Genomic DNA, 24074 nt, shown 5'->3' with positions numbered 1-24074 from the left:
CTGCCATGCCGTGGCGGCTGTGGATTTGGGGACGATATGGCGATCAGCGAAACACTTGCGCCCGGCGCGGTAGCCAAGAACGGCCGCGACGTCTTCTTCGCGCTCGGCATCGTCATCATCCTGGCTGTGCTGTTCCTGCCGATCCCGGCCTTTCTCATCGATATCGGCCTCGCCTTCTCGATCGCGCTGTCGGTGCTGATCCTGATGGTGGCGCTCTGGATCCAGCGCCCGCTGGATTTCTCGTCCTTTCCGACGGTGCTGCTGATTGCCACCATGCTCAGGCTATCGCTCAACATCGCCACCACGCGCATGATCCTGTCGCATGGCAATGAGGGCACGCATGCCGCCGGCTATGTCATCAGCGGGTTCTCCAAGCTGGTGATGTCGAGCGATTTCGTCATCGGCCTCATCGTCTTCATGATCCTGATCGTGGTGAATTTCATCGTCATCACCAAGGGCGCCACCCGTATCGCCGAGGTCGGCGCGCGCTTCACCCTCGACGCCATCCCCGGCAAGCAGATGTCGATCGATGCCGACCTTTCCGCCGGCATGATCGACGACAAGACGGCGCAGCTGCGCCGCCGCGAGCTGGAGGAAGAATCCTCCTTCTTCGGCTCGATGGACGGCGCCTCGAAATTTGTGCGCGGCGACGCCATCGCCGGCCTCATCATCACCGCCATCAACATCGTCGGCGGCATCGCCATCGGCTACATCAGGCACGGCATGGGCCTCGGTCAGGCGGCCGACGTCTTCATCAAGCTGTCGGTCGGCGACGGCCTCGTCACCCAGATCCCGGCGCTGATCGTCTCGCTCGCCGCCGGCATGCTCGTCTCCAAGGGCGGGACGCGCGGCTCGACCAACCAGGCGGTGTTCGGCCAGCTTGGCGCGCATCCGCGCGCGCTCTATGTCGCGGCCTCGCTGCTGGTTATCCTGGGCCTGATGCCTGGCCTGCCGTTGTTTCCGTTTTTCGCGCTTGCCGGCGGCATGGCCGCTCTCGGCTACATCATTCCGCTGCGTGCCAACCGCGCGTTGGCCGCCGCCGAGGCTGTGAAAACCCAGGAGAAGGCAAACAAGGTCGAAGAGGAAAAGAACTCGGTCAAGGCATCGCTCGCCACTGCCGAGATCGAGCTCCTGATCGGCAAGCAGCTCTCGACCAGGCTTCTGGTGGCGCATCAGGAGCTGGTGTTCCGCATGTCGAAGATGCGCAAGAAATTCGCCCAGCAATATGGTTTCGTGGTGCCCGAAATCCGCGTCGCCGACGACTACGCCATTCCGCCGAAGAGCTACCAGATCAAGGTCCACGGCACGGTGGTCGCCGAATATCAGATGCGCGTTGGCGAGATCATGGTGCTGCTTGGAACGCGCGGCGTGCCGGAGATCCCCGGCGAGGAGATCCGCGAGCCGGCCTTCGGCATGCGCGCCTATTCCGTGCTCGAAACCTTCTCCGAGGATCTGAAGCGCGAGAACTTCACCTTCGCCGACAACATGTCGGTGCTGCTCACCCATCTGTCGGAGGTCATCCGCAACAACCTGCCGCAGCTTCTGTCTTACAAGGACATGAAGGCGCTGCTCGAGCGGTTGGACCCGGAATACCGCAAGCTCGCCGACGAAATCTGCACCTCGCATATCTCCTATCCTGGCCTGCAGGCGGTGCTGAAGCTTTTGCTGGCCGAGCGCGTCTCGATCCGCAATCTGCATCTGATCATCGAGGCCATCGCCGAGATCGCGCCGCATGTGCGCCGCACCGAGCAGATCGTCGAGCATGTGCGCATCCGCATGGCGCAGCAGATCTGCGGCGATCTTTCCGAAGGCGGCATGCTCAAGGTGCTGCGCCTCGGCAACCGCTGGGACCTCGCCTTCCATCAGAGCCTCAAGCGCGACGCCAAGGGCGAGGTGCGCGAGTTCGACATCGACCCGCGCCAGCTCGAGGAATTCGGCCAGGACGCGACCAAGGCGATCCGCAAGCATCTCGAGGCCGGCGAACGCTTCGTGCTGGTGACGGCGCCCGACGCGCGGCCTTATGTGCGCATGATCATCGAGCGGCTGTTCACCACGCTGCCGGTGCTCAGCCACGTCGAAATCGCCAAGGGCGTCGAGATCAAGGTGCTCGGGACGATCTCGTGAACGCACTCTCGCAAGGCGTCGTCATCGCCGCCTTCCTCGCCTTCTGCCGCATCGGCGCCTGCTTCATGCTGATGCCTGGACTGTCGAGCGCGCGCGTGCCGCTGCAGATCCGCCTGTTTGTCTCGATCGCCGCGACCGGCGGCCTGCTCGCCTTCCTGTGGGACAAGATCTTCCCCTACGTCGATACACGCCCGCAGATCCTGGCGCCGATGATCGTCTCCGAGCTGCTGGTCGGCGGCCTGATCGGCGCCATGACCAGGCTTTACATGGAAGCACTGCGCTTCATGGGCTCGGCGATCGCCATGCTGATCGGTTATGGCGGCTCAGGCGGGCCGGCGATCGAAGAGCCGGAACCGCAGGCCGCCCTTGCCGCCATCGTCTCATTTTCGGCGCTGCTTTTGCTGTTCGTCTTCGACTTCGACCACGAGATCATCCGGGCTCTCGTCGCATCTTACACGGTCGCGCCGGTCAACGTGTTCTTCAATCCGCAGGCCGCCCTCGTCGACGTCACCGACACCGTCTCCGACGCCTTCTTCCTGGTCATCCGTCTCGGCAGTCCGTTCGTCGCCTATGCCATCCTGGTCAACATGACCATCGGCTTCGTCAACAAGCTGACGCCGCAGATCCCGGTCTATTTCATCTCGCTGCCCTTCGTCATCGCCGGCGGCCTGATCATGTTCTATTTTGCCGTCGGCACCTTGTTGTCGCTGTTCGTCGACGGCTTCGTCGATCTCACGCTGGCGAGATAGGCCAATGACCGCGCGCAAGGACCGCCTGAAGAAACTGGTCAAGGTGCAGGAGCAGTTGCAGGCGCTGCACGAGACCCGGCACGCCGGCTTCCTCGCCGGCGCCGCCAAGGCGGAATCAGAGGCCAAGGACATGATCGAGCACTTCGACACCGAAAGCTCGCTGGGGAGTCTTTTCCCGGAAATCTATCATCGCCGCATCACCGACGCGCTCGGCCGCCAGAAGAAGAACCTGGACGACGCCCAGCAGGAAGCAACGCTGGTCGCCACCGCGACGGCGCGCACCAACATGGTCGAGCGTGCCTACAAGGACGTGCGCCGCCGCGACGAGCGCGAACGCTCCGACCGCGAACGGCTCGACCTGATCATGCAGAAGCGGGCCGAAGACTAGTTCGGTAATTCTGCCTGTAACCCGAAGTTGACTCACGGACTGCACCACGTGAACGGCCACTTCGCGCCGCTAGTCTGCCGTTCCGGGGCCGTGGCGGACGTATGTTTTGCGACTTGCCGTAGGCTAAGAGAGATGTGCAATAACCGGACTGCAATCATGGAGTTAGGGCAAGGGAATCTGCTATGCTTTCAGGTAGAGGAAGCAAAGATGAGTCGATTCCCCACACCGTCTGAAATGATGCGGGCCACGCGCCCGTATCTTTATTCAGATAGTGAATGCACTGACGCCTATAGGCTGAGCGAATCCGAGCTGAGCCACCATCTGGACACGCTCACCGATCGCAACCAGCACAAGGATTTCGAAATCTTCTGCCGCAAATTGAGCGAGCGGGAACTTTGCCCCAACTTGCGCCCCCAAACAGGGCCGGAAGGCGGGGGAGATGGCAAGGTGGACACCGAGACCTATCCGGTTGATGAGCGAATTTCAGAACGTTGGTATGTTGGCGACGGGAAAAGCGGCACAGAGCGATGGGGATTTGCATTCAGCGCAAAGAAAGCCTGGTCCGACAAGGTGCGTTCCGATGTCAAAGGGATCGTTGGAACAGAGCGTAGCTATGACCGGATCATCTTCTTTACAAACCGCCCGGCACGGCAGCGTGATCGTCTTCGAGTAGAAGACGAATTGCATCAGGAACATGGCGTTAAGGTCACAATTCTCGACCGGGAGTGGATTGTTGACCGAATATTTTCCCACGGTCATAAAGACCTCGCCTATGAGCACTTGAAAGCCGGAGAACATCAACCCGACAACATCAAGCTCGGACCGAGAGATTTCAAGCGCCAGCAGGCACTGGATGAACTGGAAGCCGGCCTGAAAAAACTGGGCTCAACCGCTCAAGAGCAGACGCAGGCGGTCTCTGATACGTTTGAAACTGCACGGCTCTCAAGAGAACTCGAAAGGCCTCGGTTTGAAACAGAAGGCCGCTTTAAGCGAGCAATTGACCACGCAAAGAAATACGGCGCGAGCTACCAGCATCTACGCGCAGTGTATGAGCATGCTTGGACGGCGTTTTGGTGGTTCGATGATATCGAGACCATGCAGGATAAATACGAACAGGTCGAGGCCATTGCCTTTGCGAGCGGGCACGCCGTCCACATCAGCAAAGTCTGCAATCTCCATCAGCTTTTGGTGGGCAGGATCTTCCAAGGTCATGAAACACCCGAAGAATTATCCTTTGCCGATAGGTCAAAACGGCTGAAGGAAAAACTCTTAAAACTGACTGCCGATAAATCCCGACCCAACAATGCCTTGCATGCGGAGACGCTGCTTATCTTTCACCGTATGAGTGAAATGTCGATTTCCGGGGAGCGGGAAAATCTGGACGAAATTTGGCAGGCCCTTTGCGGGATTATCGATAGAGCAGGGGGCTTGGGAGAGTTTCCGGCTGATATGCTGGAAACCATGGTCGAGGCAATTGGCGAAAGCGCACCCGATAGCCAAGCTTTCGATACTTTGGTCGAAAAGCTTGCGGAATTCATGGCCGAGCGCAGCAAAGAGATTAAGGCCGGAAGCCTTTATTTGCAGCAAGGTGAACGCAAGCTCGATGCTGAAAAGCCTATCGACGCTATAAAATGGCTTGGCCGTGCCGTCATACATCTTTCGAAAGACGAAAGCAGGGAGGATCAGGCCAAGGCGCTTTACTACCTGGCGGTAGGCTATCGCGGAGCCGGTCTTCGTTGGGCGGCCCGCGCTACTGCTCTGGCATCAGTCATCCAGTATCTGGCGATGTCAGAAACTGAAGGGGATTTGCGGGTCGAAACGATCCCGGCGCTGAATCTGTTTGCAATGCTGTCTTTGCAACTAGGCCATATCCTGGATGTCCTCAGCGCCATTCGTTTTCTACAGGCTATCGGAAGCAATGCTCCGCTGGATGATGAAAGCGGGGAGAGGCTGAAGAACCAGGTCACCCAGTTTGATCAGTTGCTCGCTTGCCTGCTTATAATTCAGCCGCCCGGAGAAATCCGCAGATTGGCAAGCTTGCCCGATGTTCTGGACGGGTTGACACTGTTTTCAGCACGTATGGCTCTGCTTTACCGCCTCGGACACATTGATGAACTGAAGGCGGACGGTTCAATTCCCGAGGAGACAGACGATCGCGAAATCCATGAAATGATGACGTTCCTGGCTTCACAGCCCGCATGCGGCAGCCTTCCGAACAAAGTCGTACTCTTTGATGAGGCGTTCAGCGGCGTCGGAACCAAAATACTGGGTGTGGAGATTGAAATTGAGGCCTCGAACACGCTTGAAGGGGTTCTACAAGCCGAAACGTATGCCGCAGCATTTGAGGGATTTGCGGCAACGCTGCTCAATGCCGGGGCATTTCCGCATACAGAAAGGTTCACGGTTCGGATTCGGCAGCTTGATGACATTCAGGAAGCATCGGTCGCCGAAGACGATGATTTCATGATGGAGGTTCGTGTTCCGGTGAATTGGCAGCTTGCTGAAGTAGGCCATATTGGGAAATACAACGAGCACCTCATTTTCTCCTGCATTCATGCTTTGGCGAGCGTGGCTATGCTGCGTGATGCTACCGAGACTATCGGAGAATTGGTCAGAACCGAGAACGTCTTCGAGCGCGCCACATTGTTTTGCCGAGCCGGCATTTCCAGAAACAGGGTGTTCGGTACCCATGCAGGTCGTATTTCCGATTGGGGTGACTGCATCAATCAGAATTTTCCAATGGCACCGAACGCATCTGCGAGGCCAGCAGCAATGGACCTACCGGCGCTCCCAGGCGACGATGAAGAAGAGATGCCGCAGGTTTTCGGTGAAATTCGCAGCCACAGGGATGTGATTGTTCGAGCAATCATCAATCCACGGCTTTGGGACGCTGCCGAGTGGAAAGGTATGATGTACGGCGTTACAATGCCGGGCCAACCACCGTTTCTAGGCTTGATGTTCGCAAATGCATCAAAGGGCGAAGCAATTTTCAAGGACTGGCATGCCCGTTTTGGCAGAGAAGACAGCCAAGATGAAATTCATATTTCTGTCATCAAAGGCATAGATCGCCAGAACCCGTTTCATTACAGAGGGCACGTAACAAAAGACTTCGACACGCTGTCAGAGCAACACGGTAAGGTATTCGTCAATACGTCCCGTATGAATACGATGATGGCGGATAATCATCGGAATCTTGAGATGTTCTTGGAACACCTGAAGGCCTGCGGAGCCTATTTTCTCGTTCCCGCTTTTTTTGGTGAGTCAGGCCTACCGGAACTTCGCTTGGAACTTGCGATCCTCAAGAAAAAATTTCATGTGCGGGAAGCCTGGCAGATCGGTCCGCATGATGTCGATATGATGGCGGTACGGCCCGACGACGACGTTATCATACCGGAAGGGGAAACCGCTCCACCTGTTCACGAGCTTGCCAAAATCCGTGAGAAACGGCGTCGGAAAAGGTGAGATTGAAGCTTTGCTTCTTTGCCCTCGGGGAAGGTTGAATAACAGCTATCTGCCACACTCTGCCAGATAGCGGACCTTGACCTCCCGGCCCCAAAACCCGACATCAGAACACCCGCTCGGGCTCCCCTCGTGGCGCGAAGCAGGCAACCGACCCACACATCCGCATTCCGCCTCCTCTTTTCGCGCAAGCCTGCCACAAGCTTGTTCAGTCATTGTGCGGACGACAAAACCGGTAAAGGACGGACTTTCTTGGCCATTTCCCCACCCAGCGACATCGTCATGGACGTTGCCCGCGCGGCGGAGCCGGCCGATGTCGAGGCCGCACGGGCAGCGCTTGCCAAACGAGCAAATGGCGCCGCGGTGCCCTTCTCGGTCGATCCATCCGCCACGGTCGATGCCGGTTCCGTGCTGTCACGCGCCACGGCCGACAAGGCGGAAGCGGCAAATCCGGCAAAGAAGTTCCAGCGCTTCGAGGCGATGGTGCTGACGACCTTCATCCAGAACATGATGCCCAAGGATACCGAAGGCGTTTACGGCACGGGGCTGTCCGGCGACATGTGGAAGTCGCAGCTGGCCGAGAAGGTTGCCGATGTCATGGCTTCCCACGGCGGCATCGGCATCGCAAAATCGATGCTGGCCGACCATTATCTCGACGGCGAGCGCAAGGTGCCGGTCGGCCCTGCCGGCGGCGGGCCGCAGAAAACGGAGATCGATCAGCAGACGCGGCTTTCGACCTCCATGGTCGAGGAGCTTGAGCGCAAGGCCGCCCGGTCGATGACCGGCGACGATACGACCATAAAAACGGATATCAAGATCTAGGGACCTACATGGCCGACCAAACGGACCTTTCCAAACTGCCTGCACCGACCCCCGCAACGGAGGCGCCGGTCGTATCCGCACGCCCCGGCAACCTCGCCGCCATCATCGGCCGCATCGAGGAAGTGGTGGAGGAGGAAACCGCCGGTATCCGCAACGGTGTCGGCTACGACCTCAAGGCCTCGAACGCCCGCAAGAGCCGGTATCTCTATGAGCTGAACCGCGCGTTGAGGGGTGCCAACGAGATCGAATTCCTCGAGCAGCACCGCGAAGGTCTGCTGCGGCTGCGCCAGAAGCTGGCGAAGAACGAGGCGGCGATCCTTGCCCACCTCAACGCCGTCAACGAGGTCGCCACGCTTTTGAAGAACGCCATCCAGCGCGCCGATACCGACGGCACCTATTCGGCGGGCGAATTCGGCATGGCCCGGGCCTGATCGAGATGACCGAGGCGCAAGGAAAGCTCAGGTGATCAAGTTCATCGCCGCCGCGCTGTGGATCTGCGCCGTGACGCTGGGCGCGGTGTTCTACTCTTTCCAGGCGGCGGGCGAGCGCGGCGTCGGCGAAACGCCGAAGCCGATGCTGGGCGGCCTCGACTATGTCAAGACCGATATGATTTCGGTACCGCTGCTGCGCAACGGCACCATCGACGGCTATTTCCTGACCAAGCTCGTCTACACGGTGGAACCGGAACAGATAAAGAAGCTGTCGATCCCGGCGCAAGCGCTGATGACCGACCAAGTCTATTCCTATCTCTACGCCAACCCGCAGATCGATTTCACCAAGAAGGAATCGATCGATCTCGACGCTTTCCGCAAATCGATCCGCGACACCATCAACACCCGGGTCGGGGTCGAGCTGGTGCATGAAGTGCTGATCGACCAGGTCAATTTCCTGTCCAAGGACGAAATCCGCGACAACGCGCTTCGCCGCCGCAAGAATGCCGGCGAGACTGCGGCAGCGATGACCAAGGCTTTTGAGCCGGCGCCAGAGCATTGATTGCCTGGCTGTCGTCCGGCCATGCGGTTTCCGAGACCCTACCCCTACCGCAATATGACGCATCGTCACCGCGTTGACGTTAACGTCAACTCACAGCTATATGCGCCGGTGACCTGTGACCGCGCGCTCGCGCGGCGCACCCTCGCCCAGCGGCTCGACAAGCCGGTGCGCGTCAACGCAACCAACGAGGAGAACCGCCATGGGCGTTCAGGAGATTGCCGACAAGATCAAGTCGCGCGTGGCAAGCGCGGGCTTCGAGCACTCGGTCAAATTCGATACCGGCAGCGACGGCGTCATCGTCATCGACGGCGCGACCGTCTCGACCAACGACGCGCCGACCGATTGCACCGTCAAGCTGTCGCTCGACGATCTGGATTCGCTGATTGCCGGCGAGCTCAACCCGACCATGGCCTTCATGGCCGGCAAGCTGAAGGTCGAGGGTGACATGACCGTCGCCATGGCGCTCGGCCAACTGCTCGGCTGATCCTTCGCAAAAACACAACGCCCGATGGGCGGCGTTGTGTTTCTTGTCGAACCGAAGGCTCAGGCGACAAACCCGAGCGCCTGCCCCTTGAGCTTGCGGCCGGCGGCCTTGATCGTGCCTTTGGCGCCATCCAGCGCGCCGTCCTTCAACTCCAATGCCAGCAGCCGGTGCCGCTCATAGGGTCCCGGCATGGCGAGCGCGCCGGTGCGATCGGCCGAAAAGCCGAAGCGACCGTAATAGGGCGCGTCGCCGACGAGCAGGACCGCGCCATGACCAAGCCGCGCGGCTTCGCCAATCGCATGCCGCATCAGCGCCGAACCGATGCCGCCGTCCTTCAATCCTGGGTCGACCGCGAGCGGGCCAAGCAGCAGTGCCGCCGGACCGCCCTCGCCCAGCCTCACATCCCACAGCCGCACCGTGCCGACGAGCGCGCCGGAAGCGTCGCGCGCGACGAAGGCCAGGCCTTCCGAAGGCCGGCGGCCGCGCCGCAGCTTCTCGGACGACTTGGTCCTGCGCTTCGGCCCCATGGCCTGGTCGAGCAGCGTTTCACGCGCCTCGACATCACCGGCGCCTTCGCCAACGATGACGAAGGCGCGGGCGATCTCCCCTCGAGGGGGAGATGTCGCCGAAGGCGACAGAGGGGGTCATAGCGCGTGAAGCGCCAACATCTTTCTGGCGCACGAGGCCAAGTCCAGTCGAACCGACCCCCTCTGGCCTGCCGGCCATCTCCCCTCGAGGGGGAGATTCCGCGCGCAGCGCCGTCAACGATGAAATTTGCCATATCCATGTCCGCGATCCTTCACGAGCGGAGATCTGTTCCACAAGCGAGCCGAGGCGGGCGATCAGCATCGCCCGCGCCGGATGATCTGGCCAACTCTTGCGAGCCGGTCAGATCACGTAGGATCGGAGGGGCTCGAAGCCGTTGAAGGCGACCGCCGAATAGGTGGTCGTGTAGGCGCCGGTGCCTTCGATCAGCACCTCGTCGCCGATGGTCAGCGACAAAGGCAGCGGATAAGGCGTCTTCTCGTACATGACGTCGGCAGAATCGCAGGTCGGACCGGCGAGCACGCACGGCGCGGTCTCCGAACCGTCATGCCGGGTCACCAGCGGGTAGCGGATCGCCTCGTCCATGGTCTCGGCAAGACCACCGAACTTGCCGATGTCGAGGAACACCCAGCGCACATTGTCGTTGTCGGCCTTCTTGGAGATCAGCACAACTTCAGACTTGATGACGCCGGCATTGCCGACCATGCCACGGCCCGGCTCGATGATCGTCTCCGGGATCGCGTTGCCGAAATGCTTGCGCAGCGCCGAGAAGATCGCCTGGCCATAGGCCTGCGCCACCGGCACGTCCTTCAGGTAACGGGTCGGGAAACCGCCGCCCATATTGACCATCTTCAAGACGATGCCTTCGTCGGCAAGCGTCGCGAACACCGTCTTGGCATCGCCCAGCGCGCGGTCCCAGGCCGACAGGTCGGTCTGCTGCGAGCCGACATGGAACGACACGCCATAGGCATCGAGGCCGAGCCCCTTGGCATGGCGCAGCACGTCGACGGCCATCGCCGGCACGCAACCGAACTTGCGCGACAGCGGCCATTCGGCGCCCTCGCCGTCGGTCAGCACGCGGCAGAACACGCGCGCGCCAGGGGCGGCCCGGGCGATCTTCTCGACCTCCTCGACGCAGTCCACCGCAAACAGGCGGATGCCGAGCTGATAGGCGCGTGCGATATCACGCTCCTTCTTGATGGTATTGCCGAAGGAGATGCGGTCCGCCGGCGCACCGGCGTCCATCGCCATCTCGACTTCGGCAACGGAGGCGGTGTCGAAGGACGAGCCCATCGCAGCAAGCAGGCGCAGGATTTCCGGCGCCGGATTTGCTTTCACCGCATAGTAGATCCTGGAATCGGGCAGCGCCTTCTCGAAGGCGCGGAAATTGTCGCGCACCACGTCGAGATCGACGACGAGGCAAGGGCCGTTCGGACGTCGGGTGGCGAGGAAGTCAAGGATGCGCTGGGTGGCCATCGGGGTCTCTCCATAAACGCCTTGCGGCGCGCAATAAGGCTGCGGGACGCGGGCTGTCGGCCTCGCGAACTCGCGGTGGACAAAGGCGGGACGTCAAATTCATGGAACCAGCCGGTGGAGACCCCGGAACCATGAAACGCCGTCTCGCGGCGGTGAACCTTGGCCTTGCCCGGCCTCGGTTCGCTTTGTCTGCCTTGGCTTGGATGGGAGACCCGTCCGCACTGCCGGCAATGAAGGTGTGCCTCTTTAGTAACCCCGGTCTTTGGACAACCGGAAGAGAACCAGAAAGGCCCGCACCGTCGTTGCTTCAAGGTGTCCTCGGGCTGGCGGTTGGCCGCTAGACCGACTGGAGGGGTTGGCTCCAGTTACCTTACCGATTGCCCTCACCATTCGAGGATCGGCGGACACCCACAGGCACGTGCGACTTTGGGCAAGCGCGATATAGGAGCGAAGAGTTTCACAATCAATAAAAATCGTAAGCGCAGGTTGTAAAATTTCCGGCATCGAACAATGTACGCATCACCGTATCCGGATATCGAACGATGCCAGGCACCCAGGGTCCACTCAACGCCTTCCTCGATCTGCGCCAAATGCCTGTGGCGAATGCACAATTAGGCCCGCTGGCCGGCCTGCGCCTGGCCGTCAAGGATATCTACGACGTCGCCGGCTACCGCACCGGCTGCGGCAACCTGCAAAAGTTCGAGGAAGCGCATGCCGCCTCGCGGACGGCTGAGGCCGTGCAGATGATTCTCGATGCCGGCGCGCGTTTCGTCGGCAAGACGCAGACAGACGAGCTTGCCTTCTCGCTGTTCGGCCAGAACGCGCATTTCCCTTTTCCGGTCAATCCCGCAGCGCCCGATCGTGTCACCGGCGGCTCGTCGTCGGGCTCGGCGGCGGCGGTTGCCGGCGGCCTTGCCGATATCGCCACCGGCTCAGACACCGGCGGCTCGATCCGAGCGCCTGCAAGCTTCTGCGGCCTGATCGGACTGCGCACCACGCATGGCCGCATCTCGCTCGAGGGTGCAATGAAGCTGGCGTCGAGCTTCGACACCTTTGGCTGGTTTGCCGACGACATCGAGACCTATGAGACGGTCGGCAAGATCCTGCTTGGTCGCGATCCGCACCAGCACCCGCTCAACCGGCCGCTATCCATCCGCTGGCTCGATGCGTTCGTCACCGGCCCGGCGGAAGCCGCGGCGTATGCCCGCATGAAGGCGCTGGCCGCCTCTATCATTGGTCAACCGGCGGAGACCGAATACACCTTCGCCTCGTTTCCCGACGAGCTCTATTGGTGCTTCCGCCGCTTGCAGGCCTTTGAGGCCTGGCGCGAGCATGGCGGCTGGATTTCGGCCGGCGGCGGCCCCCACCTCAACCCGGGCGTCGAGGAACGCTTCGGCTTCGGCCGCACCATCGACGCCAGGGTGGCCGCAACCGAGGCAACGCGGCGGCTGGCGTTCCGGGCCGAATTGGGCGCTTTGCTCGGTAACAACGGCTTTCTGGTCCTGCCGACCGTTCCCGGAGCGGCCCCGCTGGCCACCGGCACGCCGGAGCAGTTCCAGGCCTATCGCGAACGCGCTCTGCATTTGCTTTGCCTTTCCGGCCTGTCCGGCTTCCCGCAAATCACCTTGCCGATCGGCTCGGTCGATGGCGCTCCCTTCGGTCTCTCGCTGCTCGGCCCTTCCGGCAGCGACGTTGCCCTGATACGGCTCGGCCGCAAGATTCTCGACGCGGCTCGAAAGGTCTGACCGATGGATACACTGACCCGCATGCGCGCCTTCATCGACGTCGTCGAGGCCGAGGGCTTTTCGGCCGCCGCGCGCAAAATCGGCCGCTCCAAGGCGCTGCTGTCGAAATATGTGCGCGAGCTGGAGGACGAGCTCGGCGCGCTGCTTTTGAACCGCACCACCAGGCAGTTTTCGATGACCGAGTCGGGCCACACCTATTATCAACGGGCCTCCGAGATCGTACGCGAGGTCGACAGCCTGGCCGACGCGGTGCGCGAATCCTCCGGCGATGTGCGTGGCAGGATCAAGCTTTCGGCGGCGCGCACCTTCGCCGACGCGCCGATCGGCCAGTCGTTGATCGATTTCGCCAAGCAGTATCCCGACATCGTGCTCGACGTCCATCTCGACGACCGTTTCGTCGATCTGGTCGAGGAGGGTTTCGACCTTGCCGTACGCATCTCGCGGCTCGAGAACTCCTCGCTGATCGCGAGGCGCCTGGCGCCGTTTTCGGTCAGGCTTTGCGCATCGCCTGAGCTGATCGCCAAACATGGCGCGCCGACGCGTCCGCAGGACCTCGCCAACATGCCCTGCATCGTCGACACCAACGGCCGGTCTTTGGCCAACTGGCGTTTCAAGGGGGAAGGCGAAGAGTCCATGAGCGTCACCGTTTCAGGCCCGATCGAGGTCAACAGTCCGATCGTGGCAAGAGCCGCGGCACTCTCCGGACTGGGCTTCGCCATGCTGCCGGACTTCATTGCCGCCCCCGACATCGCCTCGGGCCGCCTGGTCACCGCGCTGGACGACCGCTTGCTATCGGGCACCGGCATCTTCGCAGTCTATCCGCATCGCCGCTATCTGCCGGCGAAGGTGCGCGTCTTTGTCGATTTCCTGGTGCAATGGTTCAGGACGCGCGACACTGTCTGATCCTTGTTGCCCGGACGTACGCGGCGGTTGAATCCGAGGCACGTCCCAATTTCGCCCCCTTTCTGTTAACTCTCAGGTTCGCTCCCGAGTGGATGGAATCGCGGCTCAGAATGCACCTTAAACGGCAAGCAACCATGCTGGCTTCGGCCCTTGCGGCGACATTCGCCGCGGTCGAGCCGGCCGAGGTGCATCCGCACGTTTTTGCCGAGGCCCGTCTCGACGTCATCCTGAGCAAGGATCACCAAAGTGTGACGGCGCTGCGCCACCTTTGGCGCTTCGATGACCTGTTTTCGAGTACAGTGATGATGGAGTTCGATAAGAATTCCGATCTGAAGCTTGACGACAATGAGCTCAAGGAAGTGGCCGACACCGTCCATTCCTCGCTGGCCGAGTTCAACTATTTCCAGCTGGTCACGCAGGACGGCAAGGACGTGCCCATGATCCCGCCGCCGCATCTGATGGCGAACTTCGACAACGATCAGTTGATCATCCTGTTCGAATCGCAGCCGAAAACACCGATCAAGCTCACCGGCAAGATCGATATCGGCGTCTATGATCCGACCTTCTACACCGCGATCGACTTCACCGAGGATTCCAACATCACCGTCGAAGGCCTGCCCTCGAACTGCACCAGCAAGGTCATCCGGCCCGACCCGGACGAGGCGATCAAGGAAAACCAGAAGACCCTGACGGACGCGTTCTTCAACGACCCTACAGGCACCGACATGAGCAAGATCTTCGCCACAAAGCTCGAACTGAATTGCTCGCCGGAAGGATAATTTTGGTGATGAAACCGTCGCTGCGCGCAAGCAGGTTCCGCAAAAGTGTCCCATGGTTTTGCGATCGGAACCTGCGACAAACAAAGGAATCTAAGCGAATATTCGTGGGACATCGCACGAATATTCGCTTAGCGCTCGGCCTGTTGGCCGCCACCTTGATGATCATCCACCTGCCCGTCGCGGCGCACGCCCAGAGTTCGCTCGGCATCGGCGTCAATGACGGCATGGCGCCCACCACCGGCCCATTTGCCCATATCCTGATGTGGATCAATCTGCGCCAGCAGGAATTCTACCATGCGCTGGCCGCGGCGATGAAGGCGATGCGCCAGGACGGCAGCAAGCTCTGGGTGCTGATCGGCTTGTCCTTCGCCTATGGCATTTTCCACGCCGCCGGCCCCGGCCACGGCAAGGCGGTGATCTCCTCCTACATGGTCGCCAACGAAGTGGCGCTGCGGCGCGGTATCATGCTCTCCTTCGTCTCGGCGCTGCTGCAGGGCCTGACCGCGGTCATCGTCATGATGCTTGCCTATTTCGTGCTGCGCGGCACCGCCATCTCGATGACCGACGCGGCATGGTTCCTCGAAATCTCGAGTTATGTGCTGGTGACCCTATTCGGCGCCTGGCTGTTGTGGCGCAAACTCGGTCCATCGATCCTGCGCCTGCTCGGCAGGGCCCCTGCCTACAGCCTGTCGGCGGCGCACGCCGGCCATTCGCATGGGGGCCACTCGCATGCCCATGCGCATTCCCATGTAGGCCACGCGCGTTCGCATTCCGCGGCGCATTCCCATGCGCTGCAGGTGCATGACGATCATGATCACGATCATCATGACCATTCGCACGCGCATGGCCACGATCACGGCGCGCACGATCACCGCGATCACGGCGCGCACGATCACCGCGATCACGCCGGGCATGATCACGCTCAGCACGACCATGGCGCCGGCGAAGTCTGCGAGACCTGCGGCCATTCGCATGCGCCGGATCCAGCGATGCTTTCAGGCGATCGCTTCGACTGGAAAACCGCCTGGTCGGCGGTGGCCGCCGTCGGCATCCGCCCCTGCTCCGGCGCGCTGATCGTGCTGAGCTTCGCGCTGCTCAATGGCCTCTGGGTGGGCGGCCTGCTGTCGGTGCTCGCCATGTCGATCGGCACCGCGATCACCGTCTCGACGCTGGCGACGATCGCGGTGCTGGCCAAGAACTGGGCGGTCTATTTCGCCGGCGACGGCCGCATCGGTAACAGCATCCATTCCATCGTCGAGATCGGCGGCGCCGCCTTCATCTTCCTGGTCGGCCTGCTGCTGCTGTCGGCCAGCCTGTCGGGCACCGTCTGACGTCGATCAGGAGATCTTTCCGCTCAGTTCGTCCTCGATATGCGCGCGGATGATCTCGTCGAAGCTGCTCTCGGCTGTAAAGCCTAGCTCCCTCGCCCGCTTGGCCTCGAAGCGCGTCGGCCAGCCCTTGACGATCGCCCAGATGGTTTCGTCGGGCTGCTCGCGGATCCGTTTCGCGACATCGGTGCCGGCAAGGCGCTCGAGCGCTTCGATCTGCTCGCCAACGGTGACGGCAACGCCCGGCATGGTGAGGTTGCGACGCGGCCCGATCGTGTCGCCGTCGATTTCGGCCGCATGGATGAGGAAGCCGACCGCCGAGCGCGGGCTGGCATGCGTGTGCAGCACCGAGCGCGGCACCGGCAGGATCGCTTCCTGGCCGGCGAGCGGCTCGCGGATGATGCCCGAGAAGAAGCTTGAGGCCGCCTTGTTCGGCTTGCCGGGGCGCACGCAGATGGTCGGCAGACGGATGCCGACGCCGTCGAAGAAGCCACGCCGAGTATAGTCGGCCAGCAGCGCCTCGCTCATCTGCTTCTGCGTGCCGTAGGAGGTCAGCGGCGTCGGGTGGAAGTCGTCGGGGATGACATCGGGGAACGGCGCTCCGAACACCGCGATCGACGAGGTGAAGACCAGGCGCGGCGCAAATGCCGCCAGACGCACGGCGTCGAACAGCGCACGCGTGCCGTCGAGATTGACCCGGTAGCCGAGATCGAAATTGGCCTCCGCTTCGCCCGAGACGATGCCGGCCAGATGGAAGATCACATTCGGCCGCGCAGCGACGAGCTTTGCTGCCGCGCCGGGTTCGGAAAGATCGCCGGTATGGATCGCGACATCGACGCCCGCCAATGCGGGTGCTTGCGGCGGCACGATGTCGTGCAGGTCGAGCGCCTTTATCTTGCGCCCGCGCAGTGACCCGTCCTTGGCCAGCCGCGCGATCAGCTTGCGGCCAACCATTCCCGCCGCGCCCGTAATCAGAATTCGCATGCTCTACAGACCCTTCTTGCGCTGGCTGCGCCCGCGCAGCCACAGGACGACAAACAGCCCAAGTACAAAGACGATCGCGACCAGCGCGGCAAGCACCGTCGACACCTGGCCGACGGCGAGCATGATGGTCGGCAGGTAATAGGCCGCAAACCCGAACACCAACAGCACGCAGGCTGCTGCGATCGCCGCGTTGCGTGTTTCGCTATCCATGTTTATCCATTCAACGCGGTCAATGAAGATGACGGCGATCGCGCGGCGCGTCATGCGCGTGATCATGATCATGGTGATGGTCGTGCTCGTCGTGACTGTCTGCGCACTGGCCGAACTCGGGTTCGACCGTCGTATGCTCGATACCGTGCTTGACCGCCAGCCGCTTCTTGATGGCGCTCACCGCCATGTGCTGATCGACGCCGTCGTTCAGGCAGGCGTGCAGCGTCGCCATGTTGGAGGTGCCGTCGAGCGACCAGACATGCATGTGATGCACCTCGCGCACGCCCTTGACCGTAGCCTGGATATCCTTGGCGATGAGGTCTCGGTCCAAGCTCGCCGGCACGCCTTCGAGCAGCACATGGGCGGCCGCGCGCATCAGCGACCAAGCGGTGGACAGGATAAGCAGCGACACCAGAACCGAGAGGATCGGATCGATCGGCGTCCAGCCGGTGGCAAGGATGATGATCGCCGCCGCGATCGCCGCCGCCGAGCCGAGCAGGTCGCCAAGCACATGCAGGATGGCGCCGCGCATGTTCAGGCTTTCGCGGTCGCCGCCATGCAGCACGAAGAAGGAGGCGATGTTGACCAGGAACCCGACCACGGCAACCACCAGCATCGGACCGCCAAGCACCGGCGCCGGGTTCATCAGCCGCCCCCAGGCCTCGTAGACGATCCAAAGCGCGATGACGAATATGGCGATGCCGTTGGTGTAGGCGACCAGCGTCTTCACCCGGGCAAAGCCGTAGGTAAGGCGGCCGGTGGCCGGACGTCCGGCGAGATGGAAGGCGTACCAGGCGAGGCCGAGCGCGATCGCATCCGCCAGCATGTGGCCGGCGTCGGCGACCAGCGCCAGCGATCCGGTCAGCCAGCCGCCGAGCGCCTCGGCGACCATGAAGCCGGCGGTCAGCAAGGTCGCGATCAGCACCCGCTTCTTGTCGGTCGAGCCATGCACATGGCCAGGACCATGGCTATGACCGGCCGCGTGTGAGCCATGGTCATGCGAACCGTGGTCATGCGCCATCGCTGAACTCCTCGTTACTGACCATGATCTGTCCGAATACCGGTTTCCCACACTTTTTCGGGATCATGATCTATGCGCCAAAGTCGGCGCGGAAATCCTCGAGCCGTCGCTTCTGGCCGCCTTCACTATCGAAATTCGCCGGATCGAGCCAGGCCTCATAGGCTTTGCGCAGTGCGGGCCATTCCTTGTCGATGATCGAATACCACGCGGTATCGCGGTTTTCGCCTTTTACCACAAGATGCTGGCGGAAGATGCCTTCGAACTTGAAACCGAAGCGATCTGCCGCGCGCTTCGACGGCTCGTTGCGGTTGTTGCACTTCCACTCGTAGCGGCGGTAGCCGAGATCGTCGAACAGATATTTTGCAAACAGGAATTGCGCTTCGGTCGCGGCTGGCTTGCGCGAGATCAGCGGACCCCAATAGATGTTGCCGATCTCGCCGACCCCGTTGTTGGCGTCGATGCGCATCAGCGTCTGCCGTCCCGCGATCTTGCCGCTCGCCTTGTCGAAGACGGTGAAGAACAGCGGATCCTCGCTGGCCTCGGCCTTGTCCAGCCAGGGTTGGAAGGCGGCGCGCGTCTCCGGCGGATAGTCGGGCAGCCAGGCGAAGCGGCCGCCGGCGTCCGCCACCGACGAGGCTTCGTAGAGCCCATCGCCATGCCTGGCCGCGCTCAGCGGCTCGAGCCAGACCGTGCGCCCCTCGATCGCCTTGCGTTCCGGACGCGGGCGCGGCTGCCAATTCTTCAGATTTTCCGACACGCAAAGCTCCAATCCGTTTGACATTTCCTGGCGGACGTTCACAAAAACGCTCGCTTACAGAAAGAACCACAGGAACGGGAAAAATGCTCCACACCATCGCGGCCTTCGACCGGCTCGGCGAGGAAAACGCCTTCGCGGTGCTCGCGAGAGCGACATCGCTGGCGCAACAGGGTCGCGACATCGTCAATCTCGGCATCGGCCAGCCGGACTTCAAGACGCCGCAGCATATCGTCGAAGCGGCGATCAAGGCGCTGCGCGACGGCCATCATGGCTATACGCCGGCAAACGGCCTGCTAGCCACCCGCGAGGCGGTGGTACGCCGCACGCTGACCACCACCGGCATCGAGGTCTCGCCGGAAAACGTCATGATCTTGCCCGGCGGCAAGCCGACGATGTTCGCCGCGATCCTGATGTTCGGCGAGCCAGGCGCCGAAATCCTCTATCCGGATCCCGGTTTCCCGATCTATCGCTCGATGATCGAATTCACGGGTGCTACGCCAATCCCGGTGCCGATCCGCGAGGAGAACGGCTTTGCCTTCTCGGCCGAAGAGACGCTGGCGCTGATCACCCCGAAGACGAGGCTGTTGATCCTCAATTCCCCGGCCAATCCGACCGGAGGCGTCACACCCCGCGCCGAAATCGAGAAGCTGGTCAAGGGCCTGGAGAAGCACCCCCAGGTCGCGATCATGTCCGACGAGATCTACGACGTCATGACCTATGACGGCGAGACGCATTTTTCGCTGCTCAATTTCCCCGAAATCCGCGACCGGCTGATCGTGCTCAATGGCTGGTCGAAGACCTGGGCGATGACCGGCTGGCGCATGGGCTGGTCGATCTGGCCGAACGGCGACAAGGGCGCGCATCTCTATGACAAGGTGCGCAAGCTCGCGGTCAACTGTTGGTCCTGCGTCAACGCGCCAAGTCAGTTCGCCGGCATCGCGGCGATCGACGGCCCGCAGGACGATGTTGCAAAGATGATGCGCGCCTTCGACAACCGTCGCAAGATCGTCGTCGAGGGCCTGAATGCGTTGCCAGGCATTTCCTGCATCACGCCGAAGGGCGCTTTCTACGCCTTCCCCAACGTTTCGAAGACCGGTTGGAAGGCGAAGAAGCTTGCCTCGGCATTGCTCGAGGATGCCGGCGTGGCGCTGATCGGCGGCCCGGATTTCGGCATCCTCGGCGAAGGCTATATCAGGCTCTCCTACGCCAACTCCGAGGAGAACATCCTGCGCGCGCTGGAGCGCATCGAGGCTTTCCTGAAGAAGTGACCGTCGGGCGTTCAGCCGCGCCCGACAAACGGCATCTTCGTCGCCATCACCGTCATGAACAGCACATTGGCGTCGAGCGGCAGGCTGGCCATATGGAGGACGGCGTCGGCGACGCGCTGCACGTCCATCACCGCTTCGGCGGCGATCGAGCCATTGGCCTGCGGCACCCCCACGGTCATCGGCTGCGCCATCTCGGTCAGCGCATTGCCGATGTCGATCTGGCCGCAGGCGATGTCGAAGGACCGGCCGTCGAGCGCCAGCGTCTTGGTCAGCCCGGTGATGGCATGCTTGGTCGCCGTATAGGGCGACGATCCCGGGCGCGGCGCATAAGCCGACACCGAGCCGTTGTTGATGATGCGGCCACCCATCGGCTTTTGCCGGCGCATGGCGCCGAAGGCAGCGCGGGCGCACAGGAACGATCCGGTCAGGTTGACGCCGACGACATCGTTCCAGACCTCGACCGGGATCTCGTCGATCAGCGTCGATTTGTAACCCATGCCGGCATTGTTGAAGAGCAGGTCGACACGGCCGAAAGCCTCGACCACCGTCTCGAACATGTCCTCGACTTCATTGGCCTTGCTGATGTCGCAGGCGACGGCCAGCGCCTTGGCCTCGGTCCGGCCGGCATCAGCGATCGCCTCATCCAGCACGTTCTTGCGGCGGCCGCAGAAAACCGTGTTCCAGCCGGCCTTGAGCAGCGCCGTGGCGACGCTCTTGCCGATGCCGGTCCCGGCGCCGGTAACGATGGCGGTCTTCTCTGTGATGGCTGTGATGGCTGTCATCGCCGTCCTCCCGGTCATGGATGGAAAGACGTGGCATCGCAAATGGCGCAGATGATGGCAAGCGACTGTCGGCGGTAAAGATTGGCCGACAAAAAGGGCGGCCATTGGCGACCGCCCCGATCTGAACCGCGCTTGGGAGGAGGATAAGCCGGCCCGACTGTTTAGAATCATGCGCTTCCTGGGTTAACGAAGGATTGACGGTCAGCAACGCGGCTCGGCCTCAGTTTACCAACCGGATCTACCAGCGCGGGTTGGGTGCAGTCCCGACCGGCGCCTTCGCCGCCGAGACGGTCGCTTCGACATGGTCGACCAGCGCATCCGGCAGGCCGAGGCGCCCGGCGAGCAGATCGAGATAGCCGCGCTCGGTGCGGGTGTCAGGATCGATGGTCAGGCGCGAGGCCGTGTAGAGCTCGAGCTTCTGCGCGTCGGTCTTGGCGCCGGCGACCAGCGTATCGAGATCGAGCGGGCTTTCGAGTTCGGCAAGCAGGAACTTTTCCGCCTCGACGCCGATGCCGGCAAGCTTCAGCTTATCGGCGATCTTCTTGCGTTCCTCGTCATCGACATGGCCGTCGGCTTTCGCCGCCGAGATCATGGCCCGCACCAGCGTGAGCGTGAATTCAGCCTCGCCTTGCGGCGCCTGCGAGGGATGGAACGCCGTGTCCGCCGGCGGCGGCAGCAATTCCGGCTCGCTGGCTGGCGGCGCCTGCTCCGGCGCGTTGCCGGCCTTGTAGTTCTGGTAGGCCTTGTAGGCGAGGCCGCCAATCGCTGCCAGGCCACCGAGCTTGATGGCGGTGCCGGTCACCTGCCGTCCGGTGCCGGTGCCGAGCAGCACCGCCGCCAGCGCGCCGGCGGCGAGTGGATTGTCCTTTGCCATCTGCACCGCTTGTCCCGCCTTGTCGCGGACAGTCGAGCCGGTCCCAGGGATTTGCGAGCCGAGAAGGTCGTCGAGCAGCTTCTTGGGGTCGAGCATCATGCCTCCAGAATTGGCCCGGCCGAATGCGCGCGGGCAAGGTTTCGGACGGGCAAGAGGTAGGCCCGGCGCCTTGACATTACAATGACGAGGGACATTTCGCCGCCCGATCAAGGCAGCGAAAACAGGCTCGTCAGGTGTCGAAACGGCGGATCGCTTCGGCTAGGATCCCGCCGATTTCCGAAGGGGACGATCAGATGACCAATGCAGAAAACCGCGAGCCGGCGCTCGACCCGCAGGATCTCGAGCGTTTGCTGATCGACCGCCAATGGGCCGGCGATATCGAGGGAATGCTGGCGTTGTTCGAACCCGATGCCGTCGTCGACAGCGGCGGTGGCGAATTCACGCGCGGCAGGCAGGCAATCCGTGTGCTTTTCGAGCAGGGTCTCGCGGCGGGACGCAAATTCCAGCGCGGCGAACAGCGCCCTGCCCTCATCAATAGCGACCTGGCGCTGACCTCCACCAAGCTGCCCGACGGCAGCATCACCAGCGAGGTCGCCCGTCGGCAGAGCGACGGCACCTGGCTTTGGGCGATCGACCGTTATTCAGTATCGTTTTAGCTGCCGATGTGGCGCTTGCCGCCTCGCACCTGCGCCAGTTCAACCTGGCGATGGCGCTCGGCATAGCGGGCGCGGTCCTCTTCCGAGCGAACCTCGAAGCAATGCGGACATGAGACGCCGGCGGTGAATTGCGGCGACAGGCGGTCTTCGGCCATCAGCGGATGCCGGCAAGCGCGGCAGAGTTCCGCCTCGCCCTCGGCCAGGCCATGCGACACCGACACGCGCTCGTCGAAGACGAAACACTCGCCTTGCCACAGGCTGTCTTCAGCCGACACCTCTTCGAGATATTTCAGAATGCCGCCCTTCAGGTGGAAGACGTCCTTCAAGCCGAGCGACTTCACATAGGCGGTCGCCTTTTCGCAGCGTATGCCGCCGGTGCAGAACATCGCCACCTTGCGGCCCTCGAGCTCCTCGCGGTGCTCTTCGACCCAGGCCGGAAACTCGCGAAAGCTGGCCGTCTGCGGATCGACGGCGCCCTGGAAGGTACCGATCGAGACTTCATAGGCGTTGCGGGTGTCGATGACGATGGTGTCGGCGTTCGAGATCAGCGCGTTCCAGTCGGCCGGCGCGACATAAGTGCCGGCGCTGTTCGCCGGATCGATGTCCTCGACGCCCAAGGTGACGATCTCGCGCTTCAACCGCACCTTCATGCGATGGAACGGCATTTCGGCAGCGATGCTGTACTTCACCTCCAGCCCGGCAAGGCCTTCGATCGCCTGGAGATGGTCGATCAGCCCGACGATCGCCTCTTCGCTGCCGGCGACCGTGCCGTTGACGCCCTCATGGGCGAGAAGCAGCGTTCCCTTGATGCCGCGCCCGCAGCAGAACGCCGCGAGCGGCGCGCGCAATGCTTCGTATGCGTCGAGCCGCGCGAATTTGTAGAGTGCGGCGACGCGAACAGGCTGCTGGGTTACTTTGGTCGTTGTCATAGCAATGCCACTAGACCGTGCTGAAAGCGGTTTCAAGGCGGAGCAAACGAACGGGGTGGGCGCGTGACATCGCGACACGCCTGCTTTCGTGGACTCGGCATACCCCTTCTGCTAATCGGTTGAAATCGACCGCAACGGAGACAGCCCCATGACCAGCAAGACCGAAAAGCTCCTGTCGCTTCTCAACGGTCAACCGGTCATCCCGGTGCTGAAGATCGCCAATGTCGCTGATGCCGTGCCGCTTGCCCGCGCGCTGGCGCGTGGCGGCCTCGGGGCTATCGAGATCACGCTGCGCACCGCCGACGCGCTGGAAGCGATCCGCCGTGTCGCGGCCGAGGTCGAGGACGCAATCGTCGGCGCCGGCACCATTCTCGATGCAAAACAGTTCGACGAAGCGGCCGCCGCCGGCTCGAAATTCATCGTCAGCCCCGGCATCACCAGCCAGCTTCTCGATGCGGCCAAGGGCAGCCCGGTGCCCTTGCTGCCGGGCGCCATCACGCCCGGCGAGATCATGGCCGCGCGCGAGGCCGGCCTGCGCTTCCTGAAATTCTTCCCGGCCGAGCAGTCCGGCGGCATCGCCTCGCTGAAAGCTTTCGCCTCGCCGCTCGCCGACGTGAAATTCTGCCCGACCGGCGGCATCACGGCCAAAAATGCCGCCGACTATCTTAGCCTGCCCAATGTCATCTGCGTCGGCGGCTCGTGGGTCGCGCCGGACGATCTGATCAAGGCGGGCAAGTGGGACGAGATCGAAGCGCTCGCGCGCGAAGCGAGCAAGCTCACATAAAGCAATTCCAGGA

Annotated in this window: 24 protein-coding genes; 15 read left to right on the top strand and 9 right to left on the bottom strand. The window is 62.2% G+C overall.

Annotation, left to right across the window (positions count from 1 at the left end):
• Positions 1-36: 36 nt before the first annotated feature.
• The 8 genes from flhA (at position 37) to ACVDG8_RS26100 (ending at position 9019) form a co-directional block, all read left to right on the top strand.
• Entirely contained in the window at positions 37-2124 is a 2088-nt protein-coding gene (flhA, locus tag ACVDG8_RS26135; RefSeq protein ID WP_447251018.1) for a flagellar biosynthesis protein FlhA, read from the top strand.
• A complete protein-coding gene (gene fliR / locus ACVDG8_RS26130) occupies positions 2121-2873 on the top strand; it encodes a flagellar biosynthetic protein FliR (protein ID WP_447251017.1) in 753 nt (250 codons plus the stop codon). Before flhA ends, fliR begins: the two co-directional genes overlap by 4 nt.
• Before the next feature lie 4 nt (positions 2874-2877).
• Complete coding sequence (locus ACVDG8_RS26125) at positions 2878-3261, top strand: hypothetical protein (RefSeq protein ID WP_447251016.1); 384 nt, start codon at positions 2878-2880, stop codon at positions 3259-3261.
• 156 nt (positions 3262-3417) lie between these two features.
• Complete coding sequence (locus ACVDG8_RS26120) at positions 3418-6723, top strand: hypothetical protein (RefSeq protein ID WP_447251015.1); 3306 nt, start codon at positions 3418-3420, stop codon at positions 6721-6723.
• Between the two features lie 279 nt (positions 6724-7002).
• Positions 7003-7542, top strand: a complete 540-nt coding sequence (locus tag ACVDG8_RS26115; protein ID WP_447257088.1) for a rod-binding protein — start codon at positions 7003-7005, stop codon at positions 7540-7542.
• 8 nt (positions 7543-7550) lie between these two features.
• The gene (locus ACVDG8_RS26110; RefSeq protein ID WP_447251014.1) at positions 7551-7973 is read left to right on the top strand and encodes a hypothetical protein; all 423 of its coding nucleotides are present in this window, start codon (positions 7551-7553) and stop codon (positions 7971-7973) included.
• A gap of 31 nt (positions 7974-8004) precedes the next feature.
• Positions 8005-8535, top strand: coding sequence for a hypothetical protein (locus ACVDG8_RS26105; protein WP_447251013.1), 531 nt, complete (start codon positions 8005-8007; stop codon positions 8533-8535).
• A 199-nt stretch (positions 8536-8734) separates the two neighbouring features.
• Entirely contained in the window at positions 8735-9019 is a 285-nt protein-coding gene (locus ACVDG8_RS26100; RefSeq protein WP_447251012.1) for an SCP2 sterol-binding domain-containing protein, read from the top strand.
• Positions 9020-9078: 59 nt separating this feature from the next.
• On the opposite strand, the gene ACVDG8_RS26095 is transcribed toward ACVDG8_RS26100, so the two are convergent.
• Both ACVDG8_RS26095 and odc2 read right to left on the bottom strand, forming a co-directional pair.
• On the bottom strand, positions 9079-9621 hold the full coding sequence (locus ACVDG8_RS26095; RefSeq protein WP_447257087.1) for a GNAT family N-acetyltransferase: 543 nt from the start codon (positions 9619-9621) through the stop codon (positions 9079-9081).
• A gap of 286 nt (positions 9622-9907) precedes the next feature.
• Entirely contained in the window at positions 9908-11041 is a 1134-nt protein-coding gene (gene odc2, locus ACVDG8_RS26090) for an ornithine/lysine decarboxylase (RefSeq protein ID WP_447251011.1), read from the bottom strand.
• Positions 11042-11583: 542 nt separating this feature from the next.
• Here odc2 and ACVDG8_RS26085 point away from each other — a divergent pair.
• From ACVDG8_RS26085 to ACVDG8_RS26070, 4 genes are all read left to right on the top strand, one after another.
• Complete coding sequence (locus ACVDG8_RS26085) at positions 11584-12786, top strand: amidase (RefSeq protein ID WP_447251010.1); 1203 nt, start codon at positions 11584-11586, stop codon at positions 12784-12786.
• Positions 12787-12789: 3 nt separating this feature from the next.
• Positions 12790-13689 carry a LysR family transcriptional regulator gene (locus ACVDG8_RS26080; RefSeq protein WP_447251009.1) on the top strand — a complete coding sequence of 300 codons (900 nt, stop codon included), beginning with the start codon at positions 12790-12792 and terminating at the stop codon, positions 13687-13689.
• 110 nt (positions 13690-13799) lie between these two features.
• Positions 13800-14468, top strand: a complete 669-nt coding sequence (locus ACVDG8_RS26075) for a DUF1007 family protein (protein WP_447251008.1) — start codon at positions 13800-13802, stop codon at positions 14466-14468.
• Between the two features lie 158 nt (positions 14469-14626).
• A complete protein-coding gene (locus ACVDG8_RS26070; protein ID WP_447257086.1) occupies positions 14627-15799 on the top strand; it encodes a nickel/cobalt transporter in 1173 nt (390 codons plus the stop codon).
• A gap of 6 nt (positions 15800-15805) precedes the next feature.
• Here the strand turns inward: ACVDG8_RS26070 and denD are convergent, their stop codons facing one another.
• From denD to ACVDG8_RS26050, 4 genes are all read right to left on the bottom strand, one after another.
• Positions 15806-16780: a D-erythronate dehydrogenase gene (gene denD / locus ACVDG8_RS26065; RefSeq protein ID WP_447251007.1), complete on the bottom strand. Its 975-nt coding sequence runs from the start codon at positions 16778-16780 to the stop codon at positions 15806-15808.
• A gap of 3 nt (positions 16781-16783) precedes the next feature.
• Positions 16784-16990 carry a hypothetical protein gene (locus ACVDG8_RS26060; RefSeq protein WP_447251006.1) on the bottom strand — a complete coding sequence of 69 codons (207 nt, stop codon included), beginning with the start codon at positions 16988-16990 and terminating at the stop codon, positions 16784-16786.
• Positions 16991-17009: 19 nt separating this feature from the next.
• Complete coding sequence (locus ACVDG8_RS26055) at positions 17010-18011, bottom strand: cation diffusion facilitator family transporter (RefSeq protein WP_447251005.1); 1002 nt, start codon at positions 18009-18011, stop codon at positions 17010-17012.
• 70 nt (positions 18012-18081) lie between these two features.
• Positions 18082-18768 carry a GNAT family N-acetyltransferase gene (locus ACVDG8_RS26050; protein ID WP_447251004.1) on the bottom strand — a complete coding sequence of 229 codons (687 nt, stop codon included), beginning with the start codon at positions 18766-18768 and terminating at the stop codon, positions 18082-18084.
• Positions 18769-18851: 83 nt separating this feature from the next.
• On the opposite strand from ACVDG8_RS26050, the gene ACVDG8_RS26045 reads away from it, so the two are divergent.
• Complete coding sequence (locus tag ACVDG8_RS26045; RefSeq protein WP_447251003.1) at positions 18852-20036, top strand: pyridoxal phosphate-dependent aminotransferase; 1185 nt, start codon at positions 18852-18854, stop codon at positions 20034-20036.
• Positions 20037-20047: 11 nt separating this feature from the next.
• Here the strand turns inward: ACVDG8_RS26045 and ACVDG8_RS26040 are convergent, their stop codons facing one another.
• Together ACVDG8_RS26040 and ACVDG8_RS26035 are read right to left on the bottom strand one after the other, a co-directional pair.
• Positions 20048-20818 carry an SDR family oxidoreductase gene (locus ACVDG8_RS26040; protein WP_447251002.1) on the bottom strand — a complete coding sequence of 257 codons (771 nt, stop codon included), beginning with the start codon at positions 20816-20818 and terminating at the stop codon, positions 20048-20050.
• Positions 20819-21056: 238 nt separating this feature from the next.
• Entirely contained in the window at positions 21057-21788 is a 732-nt protein-coding gene (locus tag ACVDG8_RS26035; RefSeq protein ID WP_447257085.1) for a tellurite resistance TerB family protein, read from the bottom strand.
• Positions 21789-21985: 197 nt separating this feature from the next.
• On the opposite strand from ACVDG8_RS26035, the gene ACVDG8_RS26030 reads away from it, so the two are divergent.
• Complete coding sequence (locus ACVDG8_RS26030; protein WP_447251001.1) at positions 21986-22348, top strand: YybH family protein; 363 nt, start codon at positions 21986-21988, stop codon at positions 22346-22348.
• On the opposite strand, the gene trhO is transcribed toward ACVDG8_RS26030, so the two are convergent.
• Positions 22345-23277 carry an oxygen-dependent tRNA uridine(34) hydroxylase TrhO gene (gene trhO, locus ACVDG8_RS26025; protein ID WP_447251000.1) on the bottom strand — a complete coding sequence of 311 codons (933 nt, stop codon included), beginning with the start codon at positions 23275-23277 and terminating at the stop codon, positions 22345-22347. The two genes, ACVDG8_RS26030 and trhO, sit on opposite strands and share 4 nt — an antisense overlap.
• 148 nt (positions 23278-23425) lie before the next feature.
• Between trhO and ACVDG8_RS26020 the strand changes: the two genes are divergently transcribed.
• Positions 23426-24061 (top strand): 2-dehydro-3-deoxy-phosphogluconate aldolase, encoded by a 636-nt coding sequence (locus ACVDG8_RS26020; protein WP_447250999.1) that lies wholly within the window; start codon positions 23426-23428, stop codon positions 24059-24061.
• The last annotated feature ends 13 nt before the right edge of the window (positions 24062-24074 follow it).

Source organism: Mesorhizobium sp. ORM8.1 (assembly GCF_053005525.2).
This window is presented reverse-complemented; position numbering and strand designations above follow the sequence as displayed.